The 16641-nt window shown below is 63.0% G+C and carries 12 protein-coding genes; 5 read left to right on the top strand and 7 right to left on the bottom strand.

The annotated features are described in order from the left end of the window. Nucleotides 1–8 precede the first annotated feature (8 nt). The 3 genes from HK107_RS07920 (at nucleotide 9) to treF (ending at nucleotide 4298) form a co-directional block, all read left to right on the top strand. Nucleotides 9–1337 carry a hypothetical protein gene (locus HK107_RS07920; RefSeq protein ID WP_173198312.1) on the top strand — a complete coding sequence of 443 codons (1329 nt, stop codon included), beginning with the start codon at nucleotides 9–11 and terminating at the stop codon, nucleotides 1335–1337. Further along, nucleotides 1334–2581: a UDP-N-acetylmuramoyl-L-alanine--D-glutamate ligase gene (gene murD / locus HK107_RS07915; RefSeq protein WP_173198311.1), complete on the top strand. Its 1248-nt coding sequence runs from the start codon at nucleotides 1334–1336 to the stop codon at nucleotides 2579–2581. Before HK107_RS07920 ends, murD begins: the two co-directional genes overlap by 4 nt. 85 nt (nucleotides 2582–2666) lie before the next feature. After that, on the top strand, nucleotides 2667–4298 hold the full coding sequence (gene treF, locus HK107_RS07910; protein WP_173198310.1) for an alpha,alpha-trehalase TreF: 1632 nt from the start codon (nucleotides 2667–2669) through the stop codon (nucleotides 4296–4298). Here treF and HK107_RS07905 read toward each other — a convergent pair. The 7 genes from HK107_RS07905 to HK107_RS07875 form a co-directional block, all read right to left on the bottom strand. Next, nucleotides 4279–5502, bottom strand: a complete 1224-nt coding sequence (locus HK107_RS07905; RefSeq protein WP_173198309.1) for an NAD(P)/FAD-dependent oxidoreductase — start codon at nucleotides 5500–5502, stop codon at nucleotides 4279–4281. The two genes, treF and HK107_RS07905, sit on opposite strands and share 20 nt — an antisense overlap. Before the next feature lie 48 nt (nucleotides 5503–5550). Continuing rightward, a complete protein-coding gene (locus HK107_RS07900; RefSeq protein ID WP_173198308.1) occupies nucleotides 5551–7272 on the bottom strand; it encodes a carboxylesterase/lipase family protein in 1722 nt (573 codons plus the stop codon). A gap of 80 nt (nucleotides 7273–7352) precedes the next feature. Then, nucleotides 7353–8378, bottom strand: a complete 1026-nt coding sequence (locus tag HK107_RS07895) for a LacI family DNA-binding transcriptional regulator (RefSeq protein WP_173198307.1) — start codon at nucleotides 8376–8378, stop codon at nucleotides 7353–7355. Between the two features lie 9 nt (nucleotides 8379–8387). After that, a complete protein-coding gene (locus HK107_RS07890) occupies nucleotides 8388–9773 on the bottom strand; it encodes an MFS transporter (protein WP_173198305.1) in 1386 nt (461 codons plus the stop codon). 2 nt (nucleotides 9774–9775) lie between these two features. Beyond that, complete coding sequence (locus HK107_RS07885; RefSeq protein ID WP_173198304.1) at nucleotides 9776–11095, bottom strand: GntT/GntP/DsdX family permease; 1320 nt, start codon at nucleotides 11093–11095, stop codon at nucleotides 9776–9778. Beyond that, nucleotides 11095–12087 (bottom strand): SMP-30/gluconolactonase/LRE family protein, encoded by a 993-nt coding sequence (locus HK107_RS07880; protein ID WP_198912333.1) that lies wholly within the window; start codon nucleotides 12085–12087, stop codon nucleotides 11095–11097. Before HK107_RS07880 ends, HK107_RS07885 begins: the two co-directional genes overlap by 1 nt. 81 nt (nucleotides 12088–12168) lie before the next feature. After that, on the bottom strand, nucleotides 12169–12699 hold the full coding sequence (locus tag HK107_RS07875; RefSeq protein ID WP_173198303.1) for a PAS domain-containing protein: 531 nt from the start codon (nucleotides 12697–12699) through the stop codon (nucleotides 12169–12171). Between the two features lie 62 nt (nucleotides 12700–12761). Between HK107_RS07875 and HK107_RS07870 the strand changes: the two genes are divergently transcribed. Together HK107_RS07870 and HK107_RS07865 are read left to right on the top strand one after the other, a co-directional pair. After that, nucleotides 12762–16241 carry a chemotaxis protein CheB gene (locus HK107_RS07870; RefSeq protein WP_173198302.1) on the top strand — a complete coding sequence of 1160 codons (3480 nt, stop codon included), beginning with the start codon at nucleotides 12762–12764 and terminating at the stop codon, nucleotides 16239–16241. Then, nucleotides 16225–16638, top strand: a complete 414-nt coding sequence (locus HK107_RS07865) for a response regulator (RefSeq protein WP_173198301.1) — start codon at nucleotides 16225–16227, stop codon at nucleotides 16636–16638. The genes HK107_RS07870 and HK107_RS07865 overlap by 17 nt, the downstream gene beginning before the upstream one ends. Nucleotides 16639–16641 lie beyond the last annotated feature (3 nt).

Genomic DNA, 16641 nt, shown 5'->3' with positions numbered 1-16641 from the left:
AGAGTTTCATGGCATCACGTCCTGCAGACCCCCCAGCCTCGCGAAGCGACCGTTTTTCCTTCGGGCCGATAGAGCGGCAGGGCAACGAAGCGCGGTTCACGTTCGTGTGCTCTCGCCACGGTAAGTTCACGGAAAGCGTGGTCTTTTCGTCGGGAGAGCCTGTTTCGGAGGCGCTCCTCGCCCTCCTACAGGTCGCGCTCGGGGTGAGTACCTATAAGGCGGCTGCGGCCACGACGGTGGTTTTCCCGCCTCTCGGACAACACGGCCGGGCCATGGCCGAGGCACTTTACACCGACGGTCTCGCGGAGTTCTTCGTCAGGAGCGGCCTCACCTACCCGCCCCAGACGGTCTTTGAAGGCCACGTCACCGAAGCTCAGGTGTTCGGCACGCAGTCTGAAAGCGGGCAGCCCATCGTGGCGTTCGGTGGGGGCAAGGACAGCTATGTCGCCGGGCGGATCGTTGAACTGGCGACCGGGAGCGCACCGCAATTCGCCTCCGTATACCTCGCAGACCCCGTAGCGGAGGTTCTCCAGAAGACCGCGCCCTCGCCCCTCCTCCTCGTCCGGAGGAGCCTCGACCCCAAGCTCCTTTCCCTCGAAGATGCGTTCAGCGGGCACGTCCCGATCACCGCGATCAATATCCTGACACTGACGATCGAAGGCTACCTGACGGGATCAGGGCCTATCCTCTTCGCCAATGAACGCTCCGCAGACGAGCCGACATTCGACGTCGATGGCGTTGTCGCGAACCATCAGTTTTCGAAGTCCTCCACGTTTGAAGCACTCGTGCGCGCAGCCGTCACGGAGGCAGCGCCCGACGCACCACCGACCTTCAGTGTGCTGAGGCCCTTCTCAGAGCTTTGGATCGGACGGGCGTTTGCCCGCATCGAGGAGGCTTTTCCGCGCTTCACCAGCTGCAACCGGAACTTCCGGCTCGCCGGAGACGCTGACAAGCGCTGGTGCGGTGACTGTGCCAAGTGTGCCTTCACATCCCTGATCCTCGCGCCATTTATCAGCGCTGAACAAGCTCAGGTGATCTTTGGGCGGATCATGCTCAACGTTGAAGGATTGCTTCCCGTCTATGAAGAGCTGTGTGGCCTGTCAGATCACAAGCCCTGGGACTGTGTGGGCACGATCAATGAATGTCGCGCTGCGCTGGCGCTTGCGTCACGGACGCCGGCCTTCGCAGAGACGCTGGCGGTCAGGACCATCATCCCAAAGCTGCTCTCAGAAGTGAGCGAAGCGGAGCTAGCGAAGCTTGCCGAGGACGCGCTGGCACCCATGCCTCGCGGAGCCCTGCCCCAGGAGCTCTACGACGCGGCGCTGAAGCTCTCATGACCAAGGTGCTGCTTCACGGCGCGGGGACGGAGGCGCAGGCGGCGGCGCGGTACTTTGCTCGGCATACCGATGACGAGGTGTCCTGCTTCGATGACCGGGGAGGCTCGATTGAGGGCGTGCCATCGGTCAGCCATGATGAAGTGCTCGCGATACTTCCCGGCGCGACCTATCTCCGCTCTCCCGGCGTTCCGCCTACGAATGAAATCGTCGCCGCTGCGACCGACAGCGCCCTGAGAGCCACGACCCCGACTGGGCTGTGGCTCGCGGACCTAGCGCCCAAGGGTACGGTGACCATCACGGGGACCAAGGGAAAGAGCACCACCACGGCACTCACCACTCTTCTGTTCAAGGAGGCGGGCCTCTCCGCTGCGGGATACGGCAATATCGGGGAGCCGCCACTGTCCGGGGACCTTCCGCAGGAAGAGCATCCGATCCTCGAGCTCTCCTCCTACATGATGCACGATCTTCCCAAGGCGGAGCATCTGCACATCATCACCTGTCTCTTCGAAGACCACCTCACATGGCACGGCAGCCGCGAGGCCTATCACCTCGCCAAGCTCAGGCCGTTCCTGAGGGAGCGACCCGCTGCGGGCTGGGCGCCTCAGAACGTCATCGACCGCTATCAACTCCCCTCAAGCGTCAAACCGCTTGAGAGCGTCGCTGCGGCGGAGGGCGTCCTGATGCTCGGCGGTGAGCCGGCGGATCTCGGTGACCCGGCGCTGGGCTTCCAATCAGGCCCCCTCCGCCAGGCGCTCGTCGCAGCCATCGCAGCAGGAACGGCATTCCTCAGCGAAGACCACCTCCGCGAAGCGGTGGAGAAAACCGTGCACGCCTTCACGGGGTTGCCGCATCGGCAGGAGATCGTGCCGACAAAGGATGGGCGCCTGTGGATCGACGACACCCTCGCCACGATCCCTGAAGCGACCCTCGCGGTGCTCGCCCGGTTCGCAGGCAAACCCGTCGCCCTGATCCTCGGCGGCGCTGACCGGGGCATCGACTATGCGCCGCTCAACAAGCACCTCATGGCAGCATCGCAGGTCACGGCGATCGGCTACGGAGAGGCGGCGCAACGGATGACCACCAGCGTGACGGCGAACTCGCTTGAAGATGCCATCGCCAAGGCTGAGGAAGCCTGCCCTGAGGACGGTGTGATCCTCTTCTCACCAGCAGCGCCGAGCGAGCCTCCCCACGCCGACTACAAAGAGCGTTCCGCGATCTTCCGGAGGCATGCTGCGCTCGCCTGACGAGGCGATGATCGAAAGGCGTTGCGTTGGCACTATCTTCTCTGGAAGGGTCGAACGTCAAAGAGACGAATTCCGGGAGTTAGCGATGCGCCAGATGACTGCCATCATCGCCATGGTCTTTGCATTGGCCGGCATCCCCGCCTTCGCGCAGGAGGCGAAGACGCCGCCTTCGGAACTCTACCCGGGGCTCTTCGAAGCGGTGGCGCTCGCGGACATCATTCCCGCCAAGGACTGGGTCGATGCCGTGCCGCGCGCGGAGCCGTCGGCGATCCTCGCTGACTATGCCAGGACCTCTCCGTCGAGCGATGCGGAGCTGTTGAGCTTCGTAGACGGATGGTTTGTTCTGCCTGCAGAGGTCGGGGCTTCTGAACTGACGCTTCCAGAGGGCCGTACGCCTACGGAGCATATTGGAATGCTGTGGGAGGTCCTGACGCGGCAGTCCGATGAAGCTGCGGGACCTTACGCATCGCTCCTGCCCCTGCCTGAGCCCTATGTCGTCCCGGGCGGCAGGTTCCGGGAGATCTACTACTGGGACAGCTATTTCACGATGCTTGGTCTCGATGGCGACGAGGCACCCCTGCGGCGCTCCATGGTGGAGAACTTCGCGGCGGAGCTTGAAGCCTATGGGCTCATCCCGAACGGCAACAGGAGCTACTATCTCAGCCGCTCCCAGCCGCCTTTCTTCTTCATGATGGTCAGCCTGCTTGACCCAGAGGATCCGGCAGCAGCGTATGCGGAGTTTTTGGACGCGCTCATGACCGAGCATGCGTTCTGGATGGCCGGCGAGGAAGACGCCCGTCCCGGTGCACCGAGCGCACGGGTGGTTCGGCTTGAAGGCGGCTCCATCCTCAACCGATACTTCGACGACCGCGAGGTTCCGAGGGACGAGAGCTACCTTGCCGATGTCGAGACCGCTCAGCATACAGATCGTGCGCTTCCCATCGTTTATCGCAACCTGCGTGCAGGGGCAGAGAGCGGTTGGGACTTTTCCTCACGCTGGTACGATGAGGGCCAAGACCTGTCGGCGACCAAGACGGCAGACATGCTGCCCGTCGATCTCAACAGCCTTCTTTACGGGCTGGAGAATGCGATTGCGCAAGGGTGTGCGCGGGTCCGTGACGCAGGCTGTGCAAGGGCTTTCGCAGGCCGTGCGCGCGACCGGGCGGCAGCGATGGACGAGACTTTCTGGAATGAAGAGCTTGGGACCTATACGGATTACGACTTCGTCCGTGGGCAGCAGTCTTCTCGGATCACGGCTGCGATGGTCTATCCGCTCTTCTTCGCAGCCGATGCTTCAGGGCGTGCGCAGCAGGTAGCCGAGGCCGTTCGAGCGCACCTTCTGGCGCCCTACGGCCTTCTTACGACGCCCTATCGCAGTGGCCAGCAGTGGGATGCGCCCAATGGCTGGGCACCGCTTCACTGGCTGGCGACGCAGGGGCTCGAGGATGTGGCACCGGAGCTAAGCGATCAGATTGCGGAGCGTTGGGTAAGGACCGTGGCGCTGACTTTCTGCACAGACGGCAAGCTGGTCGAGAAGTATGACGTGACCGAGCGGAAACCTGCTGGCGGCGGGGAATATCCGAATCAGGACGGCTTTGGCTGGACCAACGGCGTGACGAAGGCCCTGATGGCGCAGGACGAAGCGCTGGCAGCCTATGGCGAACTCGCTCTTGGCTCAGATCAGTGCGCGGATCTGATCAGCCAAGAAGCTCCTTGAGCGGAACGTTGGGGTCGGCGAACTTTTCGAGATCCGGCGAAACCCTGTCCGTAATGAGCTTCCGTCCCGCCACATAGGTCTGGGGGTCATTGACGCAATCGACGGCGAGGATGCGACCCTCGCGGAAGTAGCCCACGGAGAACTGGCGGCTGTCGGGATCGCCGCGCAGGACTTCCTCGTCATAGCCTAAGTTCAGTCCAGCGGTCTGGAGCTTGAGGTCGTACTGGTCCGACCAGAACCAGGGGAAAGCTTCGTAAGCCCCGCCTCTGCCTGCGAGGATCTTGGCGACGGTCGCTGCCTGGTCGTTGGCGTTCTGGACGCTCTCGAGGCGGATCATCTCTCCGCCAGCAAAGCCGTTCGGATGCAGCGCACAGTCGCCGATGGCGAAGACGTCAGGCAGGTTGGTCCGGCACTCAGCATCGACATGGACGCCATTCGAGACCTCTGCGCCCGCGTCGGCCAAAGGCGCAACGTCGGGAATGATCCCTATGCCGACGACCACCATCTGGCCTTCGATCCCGGAGCCGTCAGCAAGGTGGACGCCCTCAGCTTTGGCATCACCAACGATGCAGTCAGCCGTTGTCTCGATCCTGAGATCGACGCCCTGCCGCGCGTGCTCTTCTGCAAAGAAGGAAGAAAGCGCTTCGCCTGCCACCCGAGAGAGAAGACGCGGCGCGGCTTCAAGGAGGACCACCTCCCGGCCATGCTTTCTCAAGACCGCTGCGGCTTCGAGGCCGATGTAGCCGCCGCCGATGACGATGGCGCGCTTCACGGTCGGAAGCTCGGTCTTCATCCGGTCGGCATCTATCCGGGAACGGACGGTATGAACGCCTGGCAGGTCACCGCCCTGGCAGGCCAGCTTGCGCGGCGAGCCGCCGGTGGCCCAGATCAGCGTGTCGTAGGGGACAGTCTCGCCACCCTCGAGCGTCACCGTCTTGGCCTCGGCATCGACAGCCGTAACCGGCGCGCCCAGCTTGAATGCCACGTCCTGATTCGCCCAGAACGTCTCAGGACGGATGAGCAGCCTGTCAAAGCTCCTCTCGCCGGAGAGATAATCCTTGGACAGCGGAGGCCGCTCGTAAGGCGGGTCCGGCTCCGCACCGATCACAGTGATCGGTGCGTCCACCTTCATCTGGCGAAGCTTGGTCGCGGCGGCGGCCCCTGCCTGCCCTGCCCCGACAATGACGATGCCTGCGTCTGCCATGCTGCGCTCCTTGCTTGATCGCCAGATAGCCCGGAGCGCTCGTTCCGTCTAGCGAGCCGCCATCGGGGTATCGTCCGCTGACTGACAGCTCTCTAGCGCGAAGACCTCAGCACTGTCGTCGCTCCAGCCGAGGAGAGAACCTGCGATCTCGCAGCGTTCCTCATCGGTGATGCGCTGGTCGACCAGCAGGTCTGCCTTGATGTCCTCAAGGGTCTCGCCGTCGAGCTGCATCGAGATGCCGCCATCATTCTCGCTGTCGAGGACGATCGAGCCGCCCACCGCGCCATAGGGGCGCCAACTGCCTGCACGGGACCGGGGGATGCCGCCACGGGCGAAGTTGGCCCAGTAGCTGCCCATCGCACGGCTGAGGCCCTCGCGGCCTTCCTTGTTCTTGTCGTTGAACATGATGCCGTCGGCATCGCCAAGGAGGTCAAAGCGGTTGAACACGAAGGGGATCTCGATCGCGTGGCCTGCTCCCAGAAGCTCGCCAAGGTCCATGATCAGGAACTTGCCGCCCTCGTCCCAATCGAAGCGGTAGGTGTAGACGTCGTACTTGCCTTGATCGACCAGCGCGCCGGCGACCTGATGCACCGCAAGGGTTCGCCAGACGCGGGAGGAGTATTCTGACGCCGCGTTATAGAGGTCCTTGTCACGGGGCACACGGAAGACGCCGAGCACTGACTTGGTCAGGCGCTCGTCGAAGGCGAAGAAGAGCTTCATCTCATCGCGGTTGGTGCCGGTGATGATCGGCACGTCCTTGATCGCCGACGGATCCTTGACGAGACCAGCCATAGGCTCGGCCGGGATCGTGACGCCATCTTCGATCATTCGCGGCAGGTTCATCCACTGGCCGTCTTCCTTCTCATAGGCCGCGAAGACATCATCGACCGTCACGGTACGGAGCTTGTCGGCACCACCGAGCGCATCGACGACGATATCGGATGGATTGGGCTCTTCGCCCGTCTGACCGCGAGCCTCAGGGATCGTGGTGCTGCTGACGAGACCCGACTGGATGATAGCGCCGTGGAAGAGGTCATCGCTCAGTGGGCTGACGAGCAGCGCATTGACGTTGTGTGCGCCCGCGCTCTCGCCAAAGATCGTGACATTGTCGGGGTCGCCACCGAAGGCTTCAGCGTTCCGCTGGACCCATTCGAGAGCGGCGATGAGGTCGAGGATCGCGAAGTTTGCCGCGCCTTTCAGCTCCTGCGCATCGTCATCGAGGCCCGGATGACTGAAGAAACCGAGTGGGCCGAGGCGGTACTGAACGGAGATAACGATGACGTTCTCATTCACCGCGAGATTGTGGCCGCGATAGAGCTGCGATGCGCCCGAAACGTTTGAGCCGCCGTGGATCCAGACCATGACCGGCAAGTCGCCCTCGCCCACATCGCCGGGCGTGTAAACGTCGAGGGCGAGGCAGTCCTCGCTGCCCTCAAGCTCTCCGTTCACGAAGCCCGGAAGCTGGGTGAAGGGCGTCGCGATCTGCGGGCATGGCTCGGAGAAGGTGAGCGCCTCGCGGGTGCCTTCCCACGCCCCGACCGGCTGAGGCGCACGCCAGCGGTTCTCGCCCGAGGTGTCGGCGGCGTAGGGAAGCCCGCGCCAGACATGCGCGCCGTTCTCTTCGATAAAGCCGACGACCTCGCCTGTATCGAGGGTGCGCGCCGTGGCTGCGTTGGCCTCGGGCGTTGCTTCAGGCTCGGCCTGCTGTTCGCAGGCAGCAAGCGTTGCGGCGGACAGCCCCGTCAGGGCCAGGGTTCTGATGATCGACATGATGCCTCCCCGCTCCGGCGCATCGGGGCCGGACGATTTTGCGGGAACCTTAGGCAGAGAGCGGCCCGCTTGGCGAGCCCCTATGCTGGTGCTGCGGTGGAGCGTCGCTCAACCAGCTCATAGGGCAGGACGTGGGACGTCAGCTCCTCCAGCGAAGCGCCTGCCGCCGTCACCAGCGCTTCGATCGCCACCATGCCGATCTCTTCGAGCGGCTGCCTGATCGTCGTGATGGTCGGCAGGGTCCGCTCAGCGATTTCGTTGTCGTCAAAGCCTGCGACGGAGAGCTCACCGGGGACCGAAACCCCGGCCTGATGCGCCGCCATGATGACCCCCGCGGCCATGTCGTCGTTCGAGGCGAAGACAGCGGTCGGGCGGTCCTTCATGGCGAGGAGTACATCGCCCTGCTCCAGGCCTGAGTTGAAATCGAACGAACCGGGAAGAACGATGCTCTCGTCCATCGCGATCCCGGCCCCAGCCAGCGCCGAGGCGTAGCCGTCGAACCGCCGGTGGGTCGCGTCCTGATCTTCCTTGCCCCGGATGAAGCCGATCCTGCGGTGGCCGAGGCCGATCAGGTGCGCCGTCATGTCGTGGGCTGCCTGACGGTCGTCGATCATCACGCTCGCGGTACGGGCCGTGTGCGGAATTTCGTTTGGTCCCACGCGGATGGTGTTGAGGCCAAGGGACTTCACCACCCTCTCCATCACCGGATTGTTCGCCATCGGAGGAACCAGGACAAGGCCATCGGGGTGCCCGCCGCGCAGGTTCTCCGCGAACCAGGCCTTGAGCGTCTCCTCATCCTTCAGCTGGTCCGAACCGATCATCGAGAGCTGGAGGTGGTAGCCGAGCTTTTGGCACTTTTGCAGAGCCCCGAACTGCACCGTGCTGACGAACATCGATCGGACGTCGTGGATCAGCAGCATGATCGAGTAGCTGCGATTGCTCCTGAGGCTCCTTGCGGAAGCTGACGGGATGTAACCGAGCCGCTCAACCGCGCTGCGCACCTTCTGGCGCATGGCGTCCTGCACGTGGGGCTCGTTGTTGAGAACACGGCTCACCGTCTTGATCGAGACGCCAGCCTCCTTCGCAACATCCACCATCCGGACCATAGACCAACCTTACGCGCCTTCCCGGCCGCTCCTTTCAAGTTCCGAGACCATATCAGCATGGCTCTGCCTGTTGAGAGGTAAAAACGCCACTGGGATCGCGCTGATGAGATAGGCAGCACCCGGGACGACCGCGAGGAAGATCAGGATCCCCTCGCTCGTGCCCGCCCCTTGCTCTCCCAGCCGTGCGTCAAAGCCGACAAGGCCCAGGACCTGCCCGACGAGGAACCCCATCGCAGCGCCTGCCATCTTTTGCGAGATCAGCACCGCGCCGAAGCTCACGGCCTCGGCCCGCTCGCCTGTCTTGAGCTGGCCAAACTCCACCGTATCCGGAACGAAGGACCAGAGCATCACGCCGAAGCTGCCCATGGCGAAGCCGTAGACGATGATCGGCACCGGTAGCCCCATGACCGGCAGCGTGCCGAAGACCAGCATCGACAGCCCTGCGAGGGACATGATGATTGCCGCGAGGACCCAGCAGCGTTTCTTGCCGATCGCGCGGATGACGAGGGTCCAGAGCGGCACGCCGAGCATGGTCGCCACGGCGAAGGCGGTAAGGACGGTCCCCTCGCTAGCAAGGCCCTCCTGCGTCTCGAGGAAGAAGAGCAGCGAGACCATGAGGCTGGCGCTCCCCAGCGACTGGAGAAACACCGTGCCCAGAAGAATGAGGAGTGCGGAGTTGCTCGTGAAAGCCTTGGCAAAGGCTCGGGGGCTCAGCTCCGCCACCTTGGTTCCTCGGATGAGGGGTTGCTCCTCCGTCCTCGCGAAGCAGAGAAGGAGCGCTGCCGTGGCTGCGATGCCGCCGAGGAGCGCGGTCAGCAGGAAGGCCGGGGCCTGATAGTCGTCGCCGCCTGAGAAGGCCTTGAGGAGAAACGGAAACCCTCCCGAGACCAGAAGCAGCCCGCCGAACGCGAAAAACATCCTGACGCCCGTCAGCTCTACGCGCTCCTGGCTGTTGAAGGTCAGCCTCGCCGAAAGCGCTGCATACGGAATAGCCACAAGCGTATAGCTTGTCCTGAAGATGATCCCGACGACCAGCAGGACAGCGAGAAGCACCGCGCCATCGAATGGCGGGACCCAGAAGAGAAGCACGAAGGCTGCCGCCACGATCGGCGCGCCGAAGAGGAGGAAGGGCCTGTACGTCCCGTGCCGCGTCCGCGCCCGCTCTGCGAAACTCGCGATGACAGGATCACTGAGCGCATCCCACGCCATGCCTATTGAGTAGATGATACCGGCGACCCCTGGAGGGATGCCCACGACCACCGTGTAGAAGAAGACGAGGAACAGCGAGAGCGTGTTCCAGTAGATGTTGAGCCCGAAATCGCCCACGCCATAAGCAGCAAGGCGGGAGAAACGCTCTGCCCACCCCCTGCTCTTCTGCGCGGCTGCGCTGCTCACCGTCATGCCACGATCGGATAGAGGATCAGGCAGGCGATGAGGCCCACGATCGCGATAATCCCCGTAAGGAGCGTCCAGGTCCTCAAGGTCTCGCCGGTCGTCAGGCCGAAAAGCTCTCGGACGAGCCAGAAACCTGAATCGTTGACATGGCTGAACCCGGTCGCCCCGGCGGCAATCGCAATCGTCAGCACACCGAGGCCCGCCGCGCTCGGGTCAGCGGCTGCGATAATCGGGGCTGCCAGCCCGCTCGCCGTGACCATCGCGACCGTGGCGCTCCCCTGCGAAACCCTGAGGATCAGCGCGAGGACGAAGCTCGCTATGACCGGAGAGAGCGCAAGGCCGGCAACGCCCTGCCCGATGATCTCGCCAGCGCCGGTCTCCACCAGCACCTGCTTGAACGAGCCCCCTGCGCCTGTGACGAGGATGATGGACCCGGTTGGCAGGAGCGCGCCCGCGAGGATGCGGTCGCGCTGCTTCCTCGCCTCCTCGTCCTTGGTCCTCAGCACCAGCGCAGCTGCTGCGCAGGCAATGATAAGCGCCGTGAACGGATGGCCAATCAGCGTGACTGCACCCGGCTTCTCCCCCGGCCACGCGGCAGCGAGGAGAATGAGGAGCAGCGGCAGGACGATCAGCGCCATGGCCTGCCCCGGCGGCATGGTGGCTGTCGCTGATCGCTGGGGCTCCTGCACCTTGCCTTCAGGGAGCGCGCCACGGCTTGCGAGAAATGACGCGAAGACCGGGCCTGAAACGATGACGGCGACAAGTCCCGTCAGTATGCCGAAGATCGCAACCCATCCGACCTCAGCGCCAATGAGATCCGCAATCGCCATAGGCCCCGGCGTCGGCGGCACGAAGCCGTGCCCGACCGCGAGGCCCGCTGCCAGAGGCAGGCCGAACGCCAGCGCTGGCTTGGCCCCCGCCCGCGCAAGGCCAATGACCAGCGGCAAGAGGATGAGGAGACCCACGTCGAAGAAGACAGGCGTGGACGCCACGAGACCGATGACTGCGACGGTGACTTGCGTCCGGAACAGCTTCTTCGGATCGCCAACAACCCGGCCCAGCGCCTCGATCCCGCCAGACGCTTCGAGCATCGCACCGAAGAGTGCGCCGAGCCCGACGATCGGCGCGATGAAGCCAAGGGTCCCGCCCATTCCGGCCTGCACGGCGGCCAGCGCTTCGGTGACAGGCAGCCCTGCAAGCAGTGCCGTGCCAAGCGCCACCGAAAGGAGCGCGACGAAGGCATTCATCCGGAAGCGGAGGATCAGGAGCAGGAGGACCGCGACCCCTAACCCTGTGGCGATGATCGCCTGCTGCCCTTCCATCAGGCGAACTTGGCGCCCGTGAGGGTCGTGCGCACGCGGAGGAGGCGCTTGTGCGCTGTGATGAAGAGCGTCGTGCCGTCCTCACCGAAGCAGCAGTTCGCCGCTGCGCTGTCCGTCATGATCCGCTCGACAAGCTCGCCTTCGGGCGAGATGACCAGAACCCCGCCGGGACCTGCGACAAGCACCTCGCCGCTCGCCGCGATGGCCATGCCGTCGGCGTAGCCCGGCGTGTCCTCACCCATATAGGGCGAAATATCCATCAGCGTCCTGACGTCATCAAGCCCAGCCGCAGTCGGTGTTGCGCGCCTGAGGATCGGCTGTACCCGGTCGGACTGGGTGATGTAGAGGGTGCTTTCGTCAGGCGAGAGTGCAATGCCGTTGGGCCTGACCATATCCGAGAGAAGCCGCTCGACCGTTCCGTCCGTCTTCAGACGATAGACGCCGTTAGAGTCCTGCCGCTTCATCGGGGAATCGTCCTGACCCTGAAGGCCGTAGGGCGGATCGGTGAAGTAGATCGTGCCGTCTGCCGCCTTGCAGATATCATTCGGCGAGTTGAACGGCTCGCCATTGTAGCTCGAAGCCAGCGGCGTCCGCTCGCCCGTTGCGATGTCCAACCGCTCGACGCGCCTCAGGCCATGATTGCAGACGAGGAGCTTGCCCTCCCCTTCATAGCAGAGCCCGTTCGCCCCCGGCTCGCGGAAACCCTCTGCGCTGTCGGTCCCTGAGGGCTGGAGAAAGACCTCGACGCCGCTCGCGCGCGTCCACTGATAAGCCGTGTTTCCGGGGACGTCGGTGAAGTAGAGCGCGCCTCGGTCATAGTCCCAGGTCGGCCCCTCGGACCAACCATAGCCTTCCGCCAGGACTTCGAGTTCTGCCCCGGCCGCCAGGATGCTCTTCGGCGATGCCGCAGCCTCTGTCGAAGGGGTCTCGCGAGAGCAGGCAGCCACACTCGCGGCACTGGCGAGCAGGAAGGTACGGCGGTCGAAGATCATGGTCAGTGGCCCCGGTCAGCTAAAGCGAGGGAACCTTCCTACCACCATTTCTGACAACGATGACAAGCCCTGTTGCAGCGGCTAGCGCGCGCCTCTTGTCGTCGAGAGCGTCACGAGCGTTCGCGCGGCTATCGCGATCGATTCCGACGTGGTCCGGCGGGTCTGGGCTTTCAGGATGCGCGTGTCGGTTTGGAGCGTCGCGAGGTGCGCCTTGAGATAACCGCCCCGCGCAGCCGAATCGCTCAGGGTGTCCTCTCCGGTCGCCTCGAACTGAGAGCCAAGGAAATAGGCCAGCTTCCCGCCAATTTCGATCGGAAACAGGAAGAGCAGGTTGTCGAACCGCTCGCCGTTCTTGCGGTAGTTTTTGAGGACGACCTGCCCGTCGGCACGCCCCGACAGAAGCGCCCTGACCTCCGATCGCGCCTCGGGCTGGTCCGTATTTCCCTGAAGAAACCTGCAGTTCTGCCCGACGACTTCCTCCGAAAGATAGCCGGTGAGCCGCTCAAACGCAGCGTTCACGAGCACAAGCGGCATGTCCGGCGTCTGCGCATCGGCAAGGCTCAGCGGGATGTCCGCGTCTTCGATGAAGCTTCTCAGACGTTTAGGCAGCATACCGTGGTGCTTTCCCGGTAGAACTTCGTTATGCCCTTGGGGATGGTAGAGCAGGCGTCCCGATGAACAACTCCGAAATGAATCAGGATAGCCGCGAACTTGTCGTGGGCGTCGGCGCCTCGGCCGGAGGGTTCGAAGCCTTTCGCGACCTGTTTGCGAGGCTCTCCGCGAACGAGAAGCTGGCCATCATCCTCGTGCAGCACCTCGACCCCGATCACCGGAGCCTGCTTCAGGAACTGCTGACGAAGCGCACCAGCACCCCCGTTCACACGGCAGAAGAAGGCATGCGGGTCGAAAGCGGCAACATCTACCTGATCCCGCCAGGCGCCTCCCTCACGATCAAGGACCGCGAGCTGCACCTCGCAGACTTCGATAGCCCACGCGGGCAGCGCCGTCCCATCGATACCTTCTTCCGCTCCCTCGCCGAGGACCAGGGCGAAGACTGCGTCGGGATTATCCTGTCCGGCACGGGCAGCGACGGCTCGGACGGCATCAAGGCGATCAAGGAAGCCGGTGGTCTCGTCCTCGCGCAGAACCCCACCGAGGCTTCCTATGACGGAATGCCGAAGAGCGCGATTGCGAGCGGCGCGGTCGACCTCACCCTGACCATCGCCGAGATGGCCGACGTCCTGCGCGACTATCGCCAGCGGCGTACAGGCATCGGGCCGACGATCGACAACAATTACGAGTTCGTCTCGCGAGTCTTCAAGCATGTCCGCTATCACACCGGGCATGATTTCTCCGACTACAAACAATCCACGTTGCTGCGCCGTCTCGCGGTGCGCATGTCGGCGCTCGGAACGGTCAGCCCCTCCCAATATCTCGAGAAGCTGATCCAGGATCGTCAGGAAGCGGTGAAGCTTCAACGCGATGTCCTCATCAACGTCACGGGCTTCTTCCGTGATCCCGACGCGTTCGAGACCCTGAAAACACACGTCATACCGAGCATCGTCCGCGGCAAGGGCAAGAGCGACGAAGTCCGCGTATGGGTTCCCGGCTGCTCCACCGGCGAGGAGGCTTATTCGATCGGCATGCTGATCGCCGCAGAGCTCGAGCGGTCCGATGGCAAGCCGCTGGTCACGATCTTTGGGACCGATATCGACGACGAGGCCCTGCAGGTCGCACGTGCAGGCCAGTATGGAAACATCGCCGCGGAGAAGATCCCCGAGGACCTGCTGCAGCGCTACATGCAGCCCACGCAAGCAGGTTTCGAAGTGGGGAAGAAGCTGCGGTCCCTCGTCCGCTTCTCGGAACACAGCCTCATCAAGGACCCGCCCTTCTCCAAGCTCGACCTGATCTCTTGCCGGAACCTGCTGATCTATTTTGAGAAGCCTCTGCAGGAGCACGCCTTCAAGGTGTTCCACTACTCGCTCAAGCCGGGTCGGTACCTGTTTCTTGGGACAAGCGAAACACCCCAATCCGTACACCCCGGTTTCTCGGATTTCAGTACCGCACATCATATCTATGAGCGCGACGGGCGCCCTTCGGAACCTTTGAGCCTCCCGCTCTCGCCGATTGGGCTCAACCGGCGGCTCGACACGCACGGGGACCAGTCCTCGGGCTATTCGCGCCAATCGAGTGACGCCGTCCGGGACGCAATCCTCGAGCGCCACTCCCCGCCATTCATCGCCACCGCACCGGGCGGTACGGTTACTAGGCTGTCCCCCGGGGCAGAGAAGTTCTGCAAGCTTCGCTCTGGCGACATGCAGGTCACCCTCAGCAACCTCATCCACCCCAGCCTCGAGAGTACAATCCGCAGGCTGAACAATCAGGCTACGGAGCGGGATGGCGAAGTCAGTTCAGCATCCTTCACCGGTGAGATCGATGGCGAGGCCCTTGATCTCGAGGTCACGAGTGAACGGCTGAGCACAGGCGAGCGGTTCTTCGTCTTCCACCAGAAGGGCGATGAGATCCCTTCCGTCGACCGCACCCTGGCAGCATCGAGCGGCGATGAAAGCGAGTATGTCCGGGAACTCGAACAGGAGCTGGACGACGCGCGCCAGACCGTCAGGACGACGATCGAAGAGCTCGAGACATCGAACGAGGAGCTGAAAAGCTCCAACGAAGAAATGATGTCGATGAACGAGGAACTTCAGTCCTCGAACGAAGAGCTGTCGACGATCAATGAAGAGCTTCAGGCGAAGATCTCAGAGCTCAATGAGCTCAACGCGGATCTCAATGGCTTCGTCGCAAGCACGAGCCTCGCGACGGTTTTCCTCGATGACAAGCTCGCCGTTAAGCGGTATACGGAAGAATCGCTCAAGTATTTCCGTTTCGTTGAGGCGGACATCGGCAGGCCGCTCGACGATATAGCTTCAATCTTCCCGGTCGGAGCGTTGGCCCCGCTGTGCAAGAGCGTTCTTGATACCGGCGAGATGATCGAAACTGACCTGAAGTCTTTTGACGAAGAGTTCGAATTCATCCTCCGCGCGGCAGCGTCCAGGGACAGTGACGATAGCGACCTAGGCGTGATCTTCACACTGATTGATGTCACTGAGATGCGCCGCAATGCTCGCGAGCTCGACGTGGCGAAGCTCGAAGCGCAGCAGCGTCTGGCGGAGGTTAATGAGCTCTATCGGGTCAGCCCTGTGGCGATGGCGCTCTTCGGCCCTGACCTCACCTACATTCGCGCCAATAAGGGCCTTGCAGAAATCAACGGTATTCCGATTGAGGATCATTTCGGCAAGCGCATAGACGAGATCGTTCCCGAGCTTGGCCAGACCGTCATCGAACCGGTGCGGAAAGTCTTCGAAACCGGCAAAGCGATCCTCAACCAGGAAGTCGTCGGTAGGACGCCTGCAAACCCTGACCGGGACCTGACCTGGATCGTCGACTGGTATCCTCTCCACGTCGCGGGTGACGTGGCTGCCGTGGGCGTCAACGTCCGGGACGTTACGGCGTATAAGGAGGTTCAGGAAGAGCTTCGCCGCGTCATGCTCGAGCTGCAGCATCGGGTGAAGAACATGCTGGCCAACGTCGCGGCGCTCGTGAATCGGGCGCGCCTCGAAGAAGGCGATGCCGAGCAGGTCCTCCACACCCTCTTCAACCGGATCACGGCGCTCGGAAAAACGCACCAGTTGCTCACCCAGGAGAACTGGCACTCGGCAACGTTCAGGGAGCTCATCGAACCGGAGCTCACGCGCGTCTACGGCGACGACATCGTGTCCCTGCGTGGCCCGTCGATCCGCTGCAATTCAAAAGCGACCCTCGCGCTCGGCATGGCCGTTCATGAGCTTGCGACCAACGCCGCGAAGTATGGCTGCCTCGCCCAGCCGGACGGCAAGCTAGACGTCAGCTGGTCCCGCACCGACGAAGGCGATGGCGAGGTCTTCCGCATGAACTGGCAGGAGACCTGCCCAGAGCAGATCGAGCCCCCCACGAGGGAAGGCTTCGGATCGACGCTCATCAAATCGACCATCGAACGAACCCTCGACGGAAATGTGGAACTTTTCTGGGAACCAAGCGGTCTGCGCTGTGTTATCACTGTTCCTAGTGAGAGTATCACGGAGTTCGACGAGGATATCAGTGGAAAATTATTCTGATCTGCGCGTACTCTATCTCGAGGACGAAACACTTGTCGCGCTCGATGGGGAACTCACTCTCGGTCAGATCGGGTTCAAGGACATCGTCTCCGCAGCCTCACTGAAGCAGGTGAAACGCGCTGGCGACGAGCACTTCGACCTTGCGATCCTCGACATCCATCTCGGCTCCAACGTCACAAGCTTTGAGCTTGCAAGGGACCTGATCGCAGACGGAACGGCCGTGGTTTTCCTCACTGGCTACAACGCCAAGGAACTGCCCGGTGAGTTCCACGCCTACCCGGTGGTGCAGAAGCCGATGAACCGCGAAGACCTCGAAGCTGCCCTGGCGCAGGTCCTCGGGGACAACACTTCAGCGCCATCAGGTGGCACGAGCGACGCTACAGCCGCAGTTCGTTGAGCG

This window comes from Parvularcula mediterranea (genome assembly GCF_013085255.1).
GTDB lineage: Bacteria > Pseudomonadota > Alphaproteobacteria > Caulobacterales > Parvularculaceae > Parvularcula > Parvularcula mediterranea.
The sequence above is the reverse complement of the archived record's forward strand: the minus strand, read 5'-3'. Positions and strand labels throughout refer to the sequence as shown.

Coding starts and splice junctions, on each gene's coding strand:
- HK107_RS07920 (WP_173198312.1), top strand. CDS start 9: ATGGCATCACGTCCTGCAGACCCCCCAGCCTCGCGAAGCGACCGTTTT.
- murD (WP_173198311.1), top strand. CDS start 1,334: ATGACCAAGGTGCTGCTTCACGGCGCGGGGACGGAGGCGCAGGCGGCG.
- treF (WP_173198310.1), top strand. CDS start 2,667: ATGCGCCAGATGACTGCCATCATCGCCATGGTCTTTGCATTGGCCGGC.
- HK107_RS07905 (WP_173198309.1), bottom strand. CDS start 5,502: ATGGCAGACGCAGGCATCGTCATTGTCGGGGCAGGGCAGGCAGGGGCC.
- HK107_RS07900 (WP_173198308.1), bottom strand. CDS start 7,272: ATGTCGATCATCAGAACCCTGGCCCTGACGGGGCTGTCCGCCGCAACG.
- HK107_RS07895 (WP_173198307.1), bottom strand. CDS start 8,378: ATGGTCCGGATGGTGGATGTTGCGAAGGAGGCTGGCGTCTCGATCAAG.
- HK107_RS07885 (WP_173198304.1), bottom strand. CDS start 11,095: ATGGAAGGGCAGCAGGCGATCATCGCCACAGGGTTAGGGGTCGCGGTC.
- HK107_RS07880 (WP_198912333.1), bottom strand. CDS start 12,087: ATGATCTTCGACCGCCGTACCTTCCTGCTCGCCAGTGCCGCGAGTGTG.
- HK107_RS07875 (WP_173198303.1), bottom strand. CDS start 12,699: ATGCTGCCTAAACGTCTGAGAAGCTTCATCGAAGACGCGGACATCCCG.
- HK107_RS07870 (WP_173198302.1), top strand. CDS start 12,762: ATGAACAACTCCGAAATGAATCAGGATAGCCGCGAACTTGTCGTGGGC.